Annotated in this window: 9 protein-coding genes and 1 tRNA gene; 2 read left to right on the top strand and 8 right to left on the bottom strand. The window is 65.0% G+C overall.

The window, feature by feature from the left end; all coding sequences use genetic code 11:
- Nucleotides 1–157: 157 nt before the first annotated feature.
- The 5 genes from MKI88_RS00630 to MKI88_RS00610 all read right to left on the bottom strand — a co-directional run bounded on the left by MKI88_RS00630 (nucleotide 158) and on the right by MKI88_RS00610 (nucleotide 7677).
- A complete protein-coding gene (locus tag MKI88_RS00630; RefSeq protein ID WP_241628374.1) occupies nucleotides 158–2794 on the bottom strand; it encodes a valine--tRNA ligase in 2637 nt (878 codons plus the stop codon).
- A 160-nt stretch (nucleotides 2795–2954) separates the two neighbouring features.
- Nucleotides 2955–5006, bottom strand: a complete 2052-nt coding sequence (locus MKI88_RS00625; protein WP_241628364.1) for a S9 family peptidase — start codon at nucleotides 5004–5006, stop codon at nucleotides 2955–2957.
- A gap of 68 nt (nucleotides 5007–5074) precedes the next feature.
- Entirely contained in the window at nucleotides 5075–5533 is a 459-nt protein-coding gene (locus MKI88_RS00620; RefSeq protein WP_241628362.1) for a DUF2497 domain-containing protein, read from the bottom strand.
- 14 nt (nucleotides 5534–5547) lie between these two features.
- Nucleotides 5548–6984, bottom strand: a complete 1437-nt coding sequence (locus tag MKI88_RS00615; protein WP_241628649.1) for a TolC family outer membrane protein — start codon at nucleotides 6982–6984, stop codon at nucleotides 5548–5550.
- Nucleotides 6985–7023: 39 nt separating this feature from the next.
- Entirely contained in the window at nucleotides 7024–7677 is a 654-nt protein-coding gene (locus tag MKI88_RS00610; RefSeq protein ID WP_241628360.1) for a protein-L-isoaspartate O-methyltransferase, read from the bottom strand.
- A gap of 162 nt (nucleotides 7678–7839) precedes the next feature.
- On the opposite strand from MKI88_RS00610, the gene MKI88_RS00605 reads away from it, so the two are divergent.
- Nucleotides 7840–7913 (top strand) — tRNA-Cys (locus MKI88_RS00605).
- 196 nt (nucleotides 7914–8109) lie between these two features.
- Nucleotides 8110–9537, top strand: coding sequence for an MFS transporter (locus tag MKI88_RS00600; RefSeq protein WP_281063690.1), 1428 nt, complete (start codon nucleotides 8110–8112; stop codon nucleotides 9535–9537).
- Here MKI88_RS00600 and MKI88_RS00595 read toward each other — a convergent pair.
- The 3 genes from MKI88_RS00595 to MKI88_RS00585 are packed head-to-tail and all read right to left on the bottom strand — an operon-like array spanning nucleotide 9504 to nucleotide 14186.
- On the bottom strand, nucleotides 9504–10490 hold the full coding sequence (locus MKI88_RS00595) for a nuclease (RefSeq protein WP_241628356.1): 987 nt from the start codon (nucleotides 10488–10490) through the stop codon (nucleotides 9504–9506). The genes MKI88_RS00600 and MKI88_RS00595 overlap by 34 nt on opposite strands.
- Before the next feature lie 13 nt (nucleotides 10491–10503).
- Nucleotides 10504–11682 (bottom strand): YdcF family protein, encoded by a 1179-nt coding sequence (locus tag MKI88_RS00590; protein ID WP_241628647.1) that lies wholly within the window; start codon nucleotides 11680–11682, stop codon nucleotides 10504–10506.
- Complete coding sequence (locus MKI88_RS00585; RefSeq protein ID WP_241628354.1) at nucleotides 11682–14186, bottom strand: TonB-dependent receptor; 2505 nt, start codon at nucleotides 14184–14186, stop codon at nucleotides 11682–11684. Before MKI88_RS00585 ends, MKI88_RS00590 begins: the two co-directional genes overlap by 1 nt.
- Between the last annotated feature and the right edge of the window lie 34 nt (nucleotides 14187–14220).

Genomic DNA, 14220 nt, shown 5'->3' with positions numbered 1-14220 from the left:
AAAACATCGATCGACATCACCAACCCCGTTCATCCTGAGGAGGGACTGAGCCTGGCGAAGTCCCGTCTCGAAGGACTGCCTGCGTGTCCTTCGAGATGCCGTTTCGGCAGGCTCAACGGCTCCTCAGGATGAGCGGTTCTGGCTCACCCAAAGCAAGTTAGCCGAGCCGCGCCAGCGCCGCCTGAAGCCGCTCCGCCTCGGCCGATTTCTCGGCATGGTCGGCGCGCGCCTTTTCCACCGCCTCGGGCTTGGCGCGTTCGACGAAGCTCGGATTGCCCAGCCGCCCGGCGAGCGAATCGCGCTCCTTCGCGGCCGCTTCGATCCCCTTGGTCAGACGCGCGCGCTCGGCGGCGAGATCGATCACGCCTTCGAGCGGGAGCACATAGGTGGCTTCGTCGACAACGACCTGCGCCGCGCCGCCCTCGGGTGCGGCATCAAGGCTGATGCCTTCGACACGCGCGAGACGGCCGAGCGCAGTCGCCTGACGCTCGAGGCGTTCGGCGGTGAGCGACGATGCATCTCGGACGTGAAGCGCGAGCTTGGCGCCCGGCGGCACGTTGAGTTCGGCGCGCGCGGCGCGGATTTCGGAAACGAGGCGGATCAGCCAGTCGATCTCCGCCGCGGCGCCGGTGTCGAGGACGTGCGTGTCGGCATGCGGCCATTGCGCGACGATGATGTCGTGTTCGCGCGGGTGGGCGGGATCGGCAAGCGCATGCCACAGCTCTTCGGTGATGAAGGGCATGAAGGGATGGAGCATGACGAGAATCTGGTCGAGCACCCAACCCGCGACGGCTTTGGTTTCCTCGTCGATCTGGCCCTTGATGAGCTCCAGATACCAGTCGCAGAAACGGCTCCAGGTGAACTGGTAGATCGTGTTCGCGGCCTCGTCGTAACGCAGGTCGGCAAAGGCGAGGTCAAGCTTCTGCACGGTCTCGATCGTCTCGGCGACGATCCAGCGATTGACCGCGAGCGTGGTGTCGGGCGCGCGCAGCGTCTTCGACGCGCCGATGCCGTTGGCCTGACAGAAGCGCGAGGCGTTCCACAGCTTGGTCGCGAAGTTGCGATAGCCCTCGACGCGCTTCTCATCCATCTTGATGTCGCGGCCCTGGCTCTCCATCGCGGACAGCGTGAAGCGCAGCGCGTCGGCGCCGTACTTGTCGATCAGACCCAGCGGATCGACGGTGTTGCCCTTGGACTTGGACATTTTCGAGCCGTCCGCGGCACGGACAAGACCGTGGAGATACAGGGTCTTGAACGGCACTTCTTCCATGAAGTGCAAGCCCTGCATGATCATCCGCGCATCCCAGAAGAACAGGATGTCGAAGCCCGAGATCAGCACGTCATTGGGATAATGGCGCTGCAGGTTGGTGGTGCTCTCGGGCCAGCCGAGCGTGCCAAAAGGCCAGAGCGCGGAGGAGAACCAGGTGTCGAGCACGTCGCTGTCGCGCGTCAGCTTCTTGTTGCCGGCGAGCGCCTGCGCAGCGCCTTCGTCTTCGGCGACATAGCAATTGCCATCCTCATCATACCAGGCGGGGATCTGGTGTCCCCACCAGAGCTGACGCGAAACGCACCAGGGCTGGATGTTCTCGAGCCAGTTGTAATAGGTCTTTTTCCACGTCTCGGGCACGACCTTGATCGCGCCCGAGCGGACCGCCTCAAGCGCGGGCTTGGCGAGCGTCTCGGCATCGACATACCATTGGTCGGTGAGCCAGGGTTCGATCACCGCGCCCGAACGATCACCATAGGGCGTCTGGATGACGCGGTCCTCGACCTTTTCGAGCACGCCCTGCTCTTCAAGCATCGCGACGACGCGCTTGCGCGCCTCGAAGCGTTCGAGACCGAGCAGCTCGGCGGGGATGAGCCCATCGGCGGTCTGGACGACATTGGCCTCGGCATCGAGCATGTTGAGCATGTCGGCGGGCTTTAGCCCCGCGCGCTTGCCGACCTCGAAATCGTTGAAGTCATGGCCCGGCGTGATCTTGACCGCGCCCGAACCGAGCTCGGGGTCGGCATGCTCATCGGCGACGATGGGCACGAGGCGGCCGGTGATCGGGAGTTTGACGTTCTTCCCGATCAGCGCCTTGTAGCGCTCATCCTCGGGATTCACCGCGACAGCCATGTCGGCGAGCATCGTCTCGGGGCGCGTCGTCGCGACCGAGATCGTGCCCGAACCGTCCTCGAGCGGGTAGCTGAGGTGCCAGAATTTTCCGTTGATTTCCTTGGTCTCGACCTCGAGGTCGGAGATCGCGGTCTTGAGGCCCGGATCCCAGTTCACCAGCCGCTTGTCGCGGTAGAGCAGCTTCTGGTTGTAGAGATCGACGAACACCTTGAGCACGGCCTTCGAAAAGCCCTCGTCCATCGTGAAGCGCTCATTGGCCCAGTCGCACGACGCGCCGAGGCGGCGGAGCTGGCCGGTGATGGTGCCGCCGCTCTCGGCCTTCCAGTCCCAGACCTTCTCCACGAACTGTTCGCGCGTGTAATCGGTGCGCTTCTCGCCACGCGCATTCATCTGGCGCTCGACCACCATCTGCGTCGCGATGCCCGCATGGTCGGTGCCGACGACCCAGAGCGCGTCCTTGCCCTGAAGCCGCGCGTGGCGGATCAGGATATCCTGCAGCGTGTTGTCGAGCGCATGGCCGATATGCAGGCTGCCCGTCACATTGGGCGGCGGGATCACGATCGTGAAGGGCTCTGCTTCACCGCGTTCGGGGCGGAACAGGCCCTTGTCTTCCCAATGGGCATACCAGCGCGCCTCGATGGCTGCGGGGTCGAAGGTCTTTGCGAGTTCGGTCATGGTGCCCGGCCTGTAGCCGAGTTTTGCCGGGCTTGGGAACAGGCTTGATTCTTAGTCGCGTCATTCCCGCGAAAGCTGGAATCCAGGAACACCGACGCCCGGGTTAATGGCCGATTTCCGTGTTCATGGATTCCAGCTTTTGCTGGAATGACGAAGAGGGTTAGTTACCATGCCCCTTGGTCCATTTGTCGAGCCAGCCATGGACCTCGCGGTACCACTGGATCGAGTTCTGGGGCTTCAGGATCCAGTGATTCTCGTCGGGGAAGACGACGAGACGCGACGGGATATCCTGAAGCTGGAGCGCGGTGAAGACGCCCAGCGACTGGCTGTAGGGGATGCGGAAATCCTTTTCGCCGTGGATGACGAGCGTCGGCGTCTTCCATTTGGTGACGTGGTTCACCGGGTTCCACTTTTCGGCGTCGGTGCGCTTCCACCACGGGCCGCCATGATCCCATTCGTCGAACCAGATTTCCTCGGTCTCGAACGCCATGGCGCGCATGTCGAAGACGCTGGCATGGGTGATGAGGCACTTGAAGCCGTCATTCCACTGGCCCGCGATCCAGTTCATCATGTAACCGCCATAGGAGCCGCCCGCCGCGCAGGCATTGGCGGTGTCGATCCCGGCATCCTTCGCGCCTGCTGCGGCGAGGCCGAGCTTCAGATCCTGGAACGGCTTGCCGCCCCAATCCTTGTTGATGCTGTCGGTGAAGGCCTGACCATAGCCCATGGACCCGTGGAAATCGATCGTGACCGCGGCATAGCCGGGCGCCGCGAAGGTCTTGGGGTTCCAGCGATACGACCAGCTATCGCCGAACGAGCTTTGCGGCCCGCCATGGACCAGCAGGACGACGGGCAGCTTGCCCTTGGCGCCCTGCGGCTTCACGATCTGGCCCCAGACGGTGTCGCCATTGGCGCCGGGATAGCTGAAGCGCTCGACGCTGACCGGGTCGATCTGGGCGAGCTTGTCGCCGTTGACGTCGGTCAGCTTCTGCGGCTTGCCACCCTTCAGACGATAGAGGTCGTCGGGCTGCTGGATCGAATTGAGCGTGTAGAGCATGCCGCCATCGGCGAGCGGGATCGCGTTGCCGGCATTGCCCGGCCCCGTCAGGCGCGTGACCTTTGCGGTCGCGACGTCGATGCGGAAGACGGGATTGTCGAGCAGGTCGCCTGCGGTGACGATCACGCTCTTGCCGTCCTGCGCCCAGGCGACCGAGCCCGCCGAGCGATCCCAATTGGCCGAAAGGTCGCGCGTCTCGCCGGTTTCGAGGTTGCGGAGCATCACCGAGAGCTTGTCGGCCTCATAGGTGGGCCTCTTCATCGCGGTATAGGCGAGCCACTTGCCGTCGGGCGAGACCGCGGGGGTGGTGTCCATCGCCTCGTTTGCAGCGGTCAGGTTCTCGGGCTCGCCGCTTCCGTCCGCGGAGGCGCGGTAGATGTCGAGATTGGTCGAGCGCGGCTCGCCCTTGTCGCCCTTGCGCAGTGTGAAGAAGAGCTGGCGGCCGTCAGCGCTCCACGCGATCTCCTCGGCGCCGCCAAAGGGCTTGGTGGGTGCGTCGCCCACCAGCGAACCCATCACCGAAGCGCCGCTGCCCGTCGCCTTGCCGTTTTCGAGCGGCAGGACAAAGATGCGCGAGCGTTCGGTCGGCACTTCCCATTCGTCCCAGTGACGGACGAACATCTCGTCATAGACGCGGCCGCTGCCCTGTGCCTTGGCGATGCGGACGTTGGAACATTCGAAATCCTGGCAGCCAAGGTTGCGATCGGCCCAGATCGCGACGCGGCTATCGTCGGGGGAGAGCGAGAACCCCGCGATGTCGGGCCCGAGCGTCGTTACCTGCTCGGGCGTGCCCGAGGGGAGCGCGACGCGCCAGATCTGGTCGCTGCCCGAGGCGTTGCTGAGATAATAGAGATGCCTGCCGTCGGCGGAGAATTTGGGGTCATGCTCGTTCTTGTCGGGGGCCGAGGCGATCTTGACCGGCGTCGCCCCCTTCTTCGTCAGATCGAGCAGCCAGAGGTCCATCCGCCCCTTGTTCGCGGCCAGATCGGTCTCGCGAAGCTGATAAGCGACCCATTTGCCGTCGGGCGACACGGTCGGCGCGGCGATCCGGCGCATCGTCGCCAGATCTTCGGCGGTCATGGGACGGGCAAGGACGGCGGCGGGTGTCTGGGCGATGGCGAGCGCACCCAGGCTCGCGAGCAGAAGCTTTTTCATGGAACGCACGGCTAGCACGCCGATGGACGCACGAAAAGAAGCTATTGGCGCAATATTCTAGCGAGCAATCAAAGCCCGCGATCAATGATTCGCGCGACTTCCTTGGCAACGACTCGCTCGACCAGCTCGGGGAGATTGGAGTCGAGCCATTCCTTGAGCATCGGCCGGAGCATCTCGCGCACCAGCCCTTCGAGCGTATTGTCTCCCGCCTCGGGCTTCACGATCAGTGCGGAGAGCGAAGCGAGCTTCTCGCGGCTGGCGAGAGCGGCATTCTCGGAGACGAGCGCCGATGCCCTGACGGGCGTTTCGGCCGGGATTTCGGGAGCTTTGGCAACGGGGTCGGGCTCGATGACCGTCTCTGTCAGCTCGAGCACTTCCTCCTCGGGCTCGGGATCGGGCAGCGCCTTCGTCTTGCGCGCAGCGGTGCGGGTGCGCGCGGTGACCGCGCCCTCACCTTCCTCGGCGATGATCCGTTTGATCGAGGACAGGATCTCCTCCATCGACGGTTCGTTGGCGATATCGCCCATATGCGCAGTCCTGCTCAGTTCGGTACAGCTATAACTGACGGACTCTGCGCGGGCGTGTCAACGGTGCGTGTTGCGACGGGCTGCGGATCGGGATCCTTGTCCCAGTCGCCGATATGGTTGCGCACGCGCTTATAGTTGACCATCGGATCGTAAAGCGGGCCGCCATCGAGCCCGAGGTCGCGTGCCTCGGCCTGCCCCATCGCCGCGAGCAGCGTGAAGCCCGCGACATAGGCGGTGCGCCGCGCGGTCACGAGCAGCACCTGCGAATTGAGCAGCTCCTGCTCGGCATTGAGGATATCGAGGATGGTGCGCGTTCCGACGCTGTTTTCCGCGCGCACGCCCTCGAGCGAAAGCGTGTTGGCGGCCACCGCCTGTTGCGAGCTGTTGATCACGTCATTGGCCGCACGCCATGCGGCATAGGCCGCACGCGTCTGCGCGATGATGCCGCGTTCGACCTCGATCTGCTGCTCGATCGTCTGGCTTTCGCGCGCCTGCGCCTGGCGGACCTGCGCCGAGGGCGCGCCACCCTGATAGAGCGGGATCGACGCGCTGACGCCGACGCTCGCCTGCTTGCTGGTCTGCGAGATCACGCTGCCCGGAATGTCGCTGCCGAGTGTCCCCAGATAGTTGGTATAGCTGCCGTTCGACACGGCTGAGACGCTGGGCATGCGCGATGCGCCAGCGACGCGGACGTCGAAAGCGGCCGCCTCACGCTGCTTGGCGGCGGCGAGCAGATCGGGATTGTTGACGAGCGCAATGTCCACCGCTGCATCCGGGCTCTCGGGGAGATTGGGCAGCGGCGGCGGCAGCTCCAGATTTTCGGGCGGCGCCCCGACAAAGCGGATATAGCGCTCCTTGCTTGCCACAAGCTGCGCCTCGGCAGTCTGCAGATCGCTGCGCGCGATCGCAAGCCGCGCATCGGACTGCGCGATATCGGTGCGCGTCAGGTCGCCGACCTCGAAACGGTCCTTGGTCGCCTGCAGGTTGACCTCGAGCACGCCGACATTGGCGCGGTTGAGCGAGACGATCGCCGAATCGGCCAGCACGTCCATATAGGCGGCGACGACATTGCTGAAGATGGTCGATTCGGTGCCGCGCAGGTTCGCCTGCCCCGCCTCGACGCGCCTGTCGGCGGCGCGGATCGCATTCTTCACACCGCCGCCACGATAGAGCGGAACTTCAAGCTGTGCGCGCGTATCGACGCTGCGATCGGGCGCGTTGAAGCTGTTGGCGGGCTTCACCAGCACTTCGGTGTAATTGGCGGTGGCACCCAGGCTCGGCAGACCCGGCGCGCGCGCCAGCGGGACATTCTCGTCCTCGGCGCGCTGCCCGGCGCGCGCGCCGGTCATCGTCGGGTTGGTGCGATAGGCTTTTGCAAGAGCCTCGCGCAGCGTCTCCGCCGAAGCCGGGCCTGACAGCAGGGCCAGCGCGATCGTCGCACCGGCAAGCATTCGGGATTTGATGCTACGCAATCTCGTCACCTTCTCGAACTAGAATACAAAGCTCTTGGGGATGGCGAAGCCCGGCAGGATCGCGGTTTCCGCATCCACGAAATCGGCCAGCGCCAGGACTTCGCCCGCCTTGCGCCCCGAAGCCAGCCGCGTCACGCCGCGCTCGACGATGCCCGTGGCGATCCGGCCGCCATCCTTGAGCTGCGCGCTGATCGCATCGGGGACGTGCTCGACCGCGCCGTCGATCAGGATCGCGTCATAAGGCGCGTCCTTGGCCCAACCCTCGGCGAGCGGGCCGTTTACGATCGAGACCTGTGCATGCCCCGCCAGCGCGCTGGCGGCCGCATCGGCGAGCGCCCTGTTCTCCTCGAGCGCGACCACCCGGGCGCCCAGCTCGCCAAGCAGCGCGGCGGCATAACCCGTGGCGGCGCCGACCAGCAGCACCTTCTCGCCCGCGCGCACGCCAAGCGCCGCAAGCAGGCGCCCCGTCGCAGCGGATGTGTTGAGGCTCCGTCCCTCGGCGATCGGCATCAGCGCGTCGACATAGGCCAGCGCCGCACGATCGGCGGGCACGAAGGTCTCGCGCGCGACCGCGCCCATCGCGGATATGACCTGCGGATCATTCACAGCCCAGGTGCGGAGCTGATTGGAGACCATGGCGCGGCGCAGCGATTCAAAATTCGGTTCGGTCATAACGGTTTCCAGATCGCACAACTGTTTTAGTCATGCAATACACTAAATGGGGTGACAGGCGCTTCTATCCGCTGGCGCGCGCCTCGCCAAGCGCCGTTCGGTAACAAAATGTAGCAGCCCCGGTTGACAGCGTCGCCGGCTCCGCGCAGAGCAGCGCGCCTCGGCCCGATGGCGGAGTGGTTACGCAGAGGACTGCAAATCCTTGCACGCCGGTTCGATTCCGGCTCGGGCCTCCACCTATTCGAAATTACGCAATATTTTCCGAGGCTTCGGCCTCGGAAAAGGCTGACTCTGCGCCGATTTTAGCCATTTCCCAGCGCGCCAAATCCTTGATTGCCGCCTCCGTCGGACACTGCTTTCGCATCAGGGCGAGCACCCATTTGGCACGTCCTCGTCGCAAAAGTGCAAGAATGGCCGGCTAGGCGCTGGCAGATGCAGCCGAGTGAAGATCGCGGGTCCCTTTTCCGGGGTGGCCGCATTGCCGCGGTGGCGAGAGAGAGTCGCCTTTTCGCTTATTCATCGGGAAATTTCGGCAAGGGGCTCGTCTTCGCGGGCGCCGATCTCACGATCATGTTCCTGCTGACCGATCTGTTGAAGCTGTCCGCTACGGCTGCGGGCACGCTGATGCTGATGGCACTTGCCGGAGATCTGGTCTTCGACCTTCTGGCGGCGGTGCTCGTCATTCGCCTTCGTCGTTCGGGAAGAGGGTATCGCTGGATGGTCGTCGCCGGCGCCATTCCGTGCGGCGCGGCCTTCGCGCTCCTCTACGCCATGCCCGCGCTCGGAGCGCATCAGGGCTGGATGCTGGCCTGCGCGCTGCTGGTGTTTCGCGGAGCCTATGCCGTCATCGATGTGCCGCACAACGCATTGATGGCCCAGATCACCAGCGACAGCCGCACGCGCGGCCGGGTTTCCGGTTACCGGTTGCTCTTCAGCACCGGGAGCGCGCTCGTCGTCGCCCTGGCGCTCACGCCACTGGTGCAGCAGGCCGCGCTGGACCGGGCGTTCGACACGCTGACAATGACGGGGATCATTGCGGGCGCCGTGTTCGCGTTCACCATGAGCGTGTGCGCGCTGACGTCTGGCGGCGGTGCATATTTGCGGCCGGCGCAGGGCTCGACGGGCGACGGTGTCGCCGTACCGCTGGGCAATCGCCTGGTGCTGGGGATGGCCGCGATCGCGGTGATCACCGGGCTCGCCGTCCCAACCTTCGGCCGGATGCTCCTTTATATCGGCACTTATGTGGTTGACCGTCCCGATCTGGTCGGTTCGCTTCTTCTCGCGCTGACGCTTGGCCAGTTCATCGGCGTCCTTGGGTGGACCTCGCTGACCGGGCGCTTCAACAAGAGCCGGCTCCTCGCCCTCGGCCACGGCGTCGGGGCGGCGGGCCTGATCCTCTTCGCGCTGTGCCTGCGCAGGCCCGATATCCTGCCCGGCTGTGCGGTCCTGATCGGAATGGGCCTTGCCAGCGTGTACATGCTGCCCTGGGGCCTTCTGGCGGACGCCGTGGATTTCGTCGCGTGGCGGCATCACCGGCGGTTCGAAACCGGGCTGTTCGCCTTCTACCTCGTCGTCGTCAAGGCGAGCGGCGCTGCCTCGACCGCACTGATCGGCTGGTCTCTGGGATGGCTCGGCTATGTCCCCGGCGAGATCCAGGCGATGCCGGTTCGCGCCGGGATGCTGGGTCTCGGCCTTGGCCTGCCGATCGCCGGCTGTCTTTCCGCAATTGTGCTCCTGCGCTTCTTCGACATCGGGCACGCCCGTCACGCGGGGGTGCTTGCCGCGCTTGCCCGCAGGAGCCGCGCCTGCCCACCCAAAGGACCGACTCAGTCGGGGGCTGAACCGGTCTCCGGATTATAGGCCGGGTTGGCGGGATCGAGCGGAGACGGATCGACCGTGGCGGGCGGGCTCGCGCTTTCCGCCCAGGCGCGGCAGATCATGTCGCGCAGCATCGCCGCGCCCTTCGCGGTCTGCGCATAGACCATCTCGCGTACATCCTTGTCGGCATGGTTCGCGAAGCCGTCGCGCTTCTCGAGCTCATAGACGGTCTCCATCCTGTCCCCCGCATCGTCGAGAAAGCCGAGAACCGCATCGAACATGTCGCCGCTCAGGTGCGCCGGCGCGCCGATGCGCGGTGCGATGTCCTTCACCGTCAGGCCGATCGCGTCGACGAAACCGCTCTCGAAGCGGCCATGGATGCTCCGGTCGCGCGTGTAGCCCTTCGGATTGTCGCCGCGCCATCCGTCACTGTGGATCGAATCGTGAAGTGGCTGCGAGCCGTCGCCGATATAGTGGCCGAGCCGGATCGTCTGGAACGCGCAATGCTGTTCGGGGACCGAGGCGTCGCGACCCTCGGCCTGTGCCTTGCGCACATAGCGCATGCACACGACCAGCCGGTCATAGGCCTCGATCGCGGCATAGGGGAGCGTGCCGGTCCAGCGGACATTGGTGCGCTGAGCGGTCTCGGGGTCGCTGTCCCTGATCTTCTCGTAATGCTTGTAGAGTGCGAGCACGAATTCATAGCGCGAGCGCGGGATCGGCGTCACGAACGTGAACTGCTCCCTGAACCAGCCATGGTTGGGATCCTCATCAATCTTGGAGAAATTCTCCGACGCTCCGCGCCAGCTGTCGGGCAAGGAGGCCGAGGCCGCGACATAGTCGGCATATTTGCGCAGGAAGACCGGGCCGTCATCGGGAATCGCCTCGATCGCGGCGCGGTCTATCACCGCATGGGCAGTCCCGCCCCAGGCGTGCGCGGTGGCAGGAGCGAGCGCGGAAATTGTGGCGAGCGCGGCAAGCAGGAAAGGACGCATCGGAAACTCCAGATCAGGGGTCGAGTGGATCGCGGGGGTCGACACGCGCCGACCGGGCAGAAGGCCGAAACACCAGCTCGGTTGGCGAAAGACGCGCACCTGCCTGCCCGGGCTGGTAGCCAAGCTCGGCCTCGTTGCGCTGCGTGAAGACGGTGCTCTCGATATAGGCGCTCTGCGTCGGGTTGCAGACGATCAGCGCGTCGCGGTCGAGCGGAGCACCCATCATCATGAGCAGGCGCGAGGCGTTGCGCAGGTTGGTCGTGGTGTGCCGGGCATAGGGTTCGATCACGATGGCGTGGGCGGGCACCCCGTAGCGCTCGATCAGCGCGCGGCGCATTTCCTCTGCCTCTGCAAAGCGCGTAGCACGCGGATGCGCGCGGCCGCCGGTGACGATGATGAAGGGAATGTCGCCCGCCGCAAAGCGATTGGCGGCAAGCCGGAGATGATATTTGCCCATCGGGCTGAGCGGCATGTCGGGGGTTTCGGGGCCGACGCCCGTGACGATCATCGCGGTGTAGCGCCAGCGTTTCCAGTCGATTCGCCTGGCCCTTTCAAATGCGGGCGCGTTCCGTCCGCCCGTCAGCGGTTCGAAGCCCGTCGCGTCGGTCCGGTCGTGCGTGTCGAGCAGCGCCAGCGCGAACTCGATGCTGGGATCGAGCGCCTGCGCAGAACCGGCGCGCGGCGTCTGCGCGAGCGCGAGCGCACCCTGAAGGCGCGCCTTTGCTTCCTGCGGATCGAGCATGCCCGCGCCATCGATCTGCGCGTAACGGGGCACCGCGCCCAGCGCATAGCTGCTGACGATCGCATTGATACCCTGCACTTCCCGCGTGAACCCCGCAACCGCACCATCATCGGGCGCCGCGCCACGCGCGAGCGGCTCGATTGCGGCGGCGAGCGTGGCGGCTTCGGCGTCGGACCACATCATCGCCATGGCGGTGCAGCCAAGGTCCTGCCCGCAAGCGGCCCGGCGTGCCTGTCTATCACCGAGCACGCGTGCCGCATCGGGCTGCGTTTTCAGGGTATTGAGCTCGGAAGTGTCGCCGCTCAGCCTGTCCAGCAGCGGGAACAGCCGCTGCGAAAGCGCCTCTGCCGCCGTGTCCCGAGCCGCCCCGGCAAAAGCCGGGGCGGTGGAAAGCGACAGGGCGATTGCCACGGCAAGCGGCGTGGCAATCCGCTCCATCCGGATCATCATCACCAGGACTTGCTGATGACGAGGCGGAAGTTCCGGCCGAAGATCGGGCGGCCATAGATTGCGGTGCTGCTGCCCTGACCGTCGAGTATGTCGGTACGCGTATTGCCTTCGGTCAGGCCGTGCGCGTTGAACAGGTTGTCGCCGACGACCTGCAACGCCCAACTGTCACGACGCAGCGAGATGCCCGCACCGACCGTGCCATAGGAGGGTAGCGCGGTGTTGTTGTAGAGATCGACGTAGCGCTTGCCCATATAGGTGTAGCGCCCATAGATCGAGACATCGGTCCCCGCGGTCGTGAAGTCGAAGCTCGGGCGGATGTTTCCATACACCTTGGGCTGGCGCACGATCTGGTTGCCCTCAACCTGTTCGGGGTCGGCGCCCGTCGAGCTCTTGAAGTTCTTGTACTTGGGATCGCTGACGGTCAGCGCACCGTTCAGGCTGAACCAGGGCGTCACCTGCCACGCGCCGTCGAACTCGATGCCCTTGACCTGCGCTTCCCCGATAAAGGGGACGGGCACGTCGTTGCGCCCGGTGAGCGGGTTATACGCCAGGAACGACGCGTTGAGCGGGTCGAAATTGGTATAGAAGCCTGTGACGTAGAGGTAGGAACGACCCGATGCGAACTTCAGGCCTGCCTCGAACTGGTCGGCCTTGGTCGTCAGGATCGTCGGGTTGACGGTCATCGAGGTCTGGACGTTGGGCGGCGTCTCGAGGTGCGAGGCGCGGCCGTAGATTCCGATACTGCTGCTGAAATCGTAGTTGGCGCCCACCGTCCAGTTGGTGATGCTGGGCGAAAGCTCGCGGTTGACGATGACACCGGTGAAGCCGCGCGTGGTGTCGTCGGCAAGCGTGGTGCCGTCGCCGAGATTCACCTGCTCGGTCAGCGCCGCCCAGCCCTTGTAGCTGTAGCGTTCGTGGCGGACGCCCGCGTCGATGCGCAGGCCCGGCACCACTTCCCAGGTGTCGTTGGCGTAGAGCGCGAACATCGTCGCGTCCGAATCGCCCTTGTTGAGCGTCGCCGCATAGTTGAGCACGCCATTGTCGGTCACGCGACCCAGCTCAATGCCGCCGGCCCCATAGGCGACCAGGTCGAGCGTCCGCGGTTTGCCCGCCACCTCGATCAGATAGTTCTGGTAGATGGTGTTGCTGTCCTCGCCATAGGCGCTGGCATAGAGGCCCAGCTTGATATCATGGCTGCCGATGGCGGTGTCGAAGCGCCTGGCGACCGACAGATCGCCCTGCGCCGAATAGAATTTCGAATGGATGTCGCGGTACTGGCCCTGCATGACGAGGCCCGAGGCGGCATAGGGGTCATAGGCGGTGTTGGTCCCCGACAGCACATAGCCGAAGGACGCCACATTGCCGAAGGCCGCGGTCGAACGCGCAAGATAGCCATTGGCGAAGGTCGTGGCATCGGCGGGATTGGTCGTCGAATAGAACGCCGTGAAATCGAGCTTGCCCTGCGTGTAGCCCGCCCTTGCAGTCACCAGCCAGCCGTCGAAGTCGCCGTCATATTGCGCGCCGAAATTGACCATCTGCATGTGGCGGCCGTCGGACAGGTCGCTGGTGCGGCTCTGGATCTGGCCGGCCCCGTCGCGCCACTTGAGGTTGACGTTGCGCAGCGCGGGCGAGTTCATCGTGCCCGTGAAATAATCGATATAGGGATCGAGCGAGACGCTGGGGTCGGTCGGGTCGGAGATCGGGATCGGCAGATAGAAGACGTTGTGATCGTTGACGTAGTTGAGATTCAGCCGGATCGAGCCATTGTCGAAGTCGTGCTTGATGTTGGCGCGGATCTGGCCGCCCTTGTCGTTGGGAAAGCCATTGTCGCGATAGCCGTCATGATAACGCAGGAAGCCGCCCACGGCATAATAGGTGTCCTTGCCGAGCGGGCCCGCCTGCATGGCGTCTAGACGGTACAGGCCCGTATCGCCGAGCGTCAGCTGCGCCTTGCCGCGCGGCGTTTCGTCGCCCGTCACGGTGATCGCGTTGATGATCGCGCCCGAATAGCTGGCATAGACCGGCGCAGGGCCACCACGCACGACCTCGACGCGCTCGGTCATCAGGTCCTGCTTGAGGATGGCGTCGCCGCGGAAGAAAACGCCGTCATTCTCATGGAACAGCGGCAGGCCGTTCTGCTGGAAGCTGACGAAGCCGCCGTCATTGGGCAGGCCACGGATGCGGTAGATGTTCTGCACCTCGCCGCCCGTGATCTCGGTCTGGAAGCCGGGAAGCTGGCCGATCAGGTCCGCGAAGTTGACGGGCGCGATCTTCTCTACATCGGTCGGGGTGATCGTGTTGATCGCGTAGGACACGTCAAAGCGGCGCTCGGCGCGCGTCGAGCCCGTGACGATGATTTCGCCGGCGGGCGCATCCGCCTCGGCGGCTTCCGTGGCCTCAGCGGGAGTCGTAGCGTCCGCCGCCTGCGCATGGGCGGGCGCGACGACGAACACGGAGCAGATGGCGGCACACGCGGTGCCGGTGGCGAGAACGGTTTTGAGCATGAGGCCCCTCACAAAATTACAGGGCCGCCAGGAA

This window comes from Sphingomonas sp. LaA6.9, assembly GCF_022601895.1.
Lineage (GTDB): Bacteria > Pseudomonadota > Alphaproteobacteria > Sphingomonadales > Sphingomonadaceae > Sphingobium_A.
The sequence above is the reverse complement of the archived record's forward strand: the minus strand, read 5'-3'. Positions and strand labels throughout refer to the sequence as shown.

Excerpts from the sequence above, each read along its gene's own strand:
- MKI88_RS00600 (WP_281063690.1), top strand. The coding sequence starts at position 8,110 with ATGCAGCCGAGTGAAGATCGCGGGTCCCTTTTCCGGGGTGGCCGCATT.
- MKI88_RS00625 (WP_241628364.1), bottom strand. The coding sequence starts at position 5,006 with ATGAAAAAGCTTCTGCTCGCGAGCCTGGGTGCGCTCGCCATCGCCCAG.
- MKI88_RS00610 (WP_241628360.1), bottom strand. The coding sequence starts at position 7,677 with ATGACCGAACCGAATTTTGAATCGCTGCGCCGCGCCATGGTCTCCAAT.
- MKI88_RS00630 (WP_241628374.1), bottom strand. The coding sequence starts at position 2,794 with ATGACCGAACTCGCAAAGACCTTCGACCCCGCAGCCATCGAGGCGCGC.
- MKI88_RS00585 (WP_241628354.1), bottom strand. The coding sequence starts at position 14,186 with ATGCTCAAAACCGTTCTCGCCACCGGCACCGCGTGTGCCGCCATCTGC.
- MKI88_RS00615 (WP_241628649.1), bottom strand. The coding sequence starts at position 6,984 with ATGCTTGCCGGTGCGACGATCGCGCTGGCCCTGCTGTCAGGCCCGGCT.
- MKI88_RS00620 (WP_241628362.1), bottom strand. The coding sequence starts at position 5,533 with ATGGGCGATATCGCCAACGAACCGTCGATGGAGGAGATCCTGTCCTCG.
- MKI88_RS00590 (WP_241628647.1), bottom strand. The coding sequence starts at position 11,682 with ATGATGATCCGGATGGAGCGGATTGCCACGCCGCTTGCCGTGGCAATC.
- MKI88_RS00595 (WP_241628356.1), bottom strand. The coding sequence starts at position 10,490 with ATGCGTCCTTTCCTGCTTGCCGCGCTCGCCACAATTTCCGCGCTCGCT.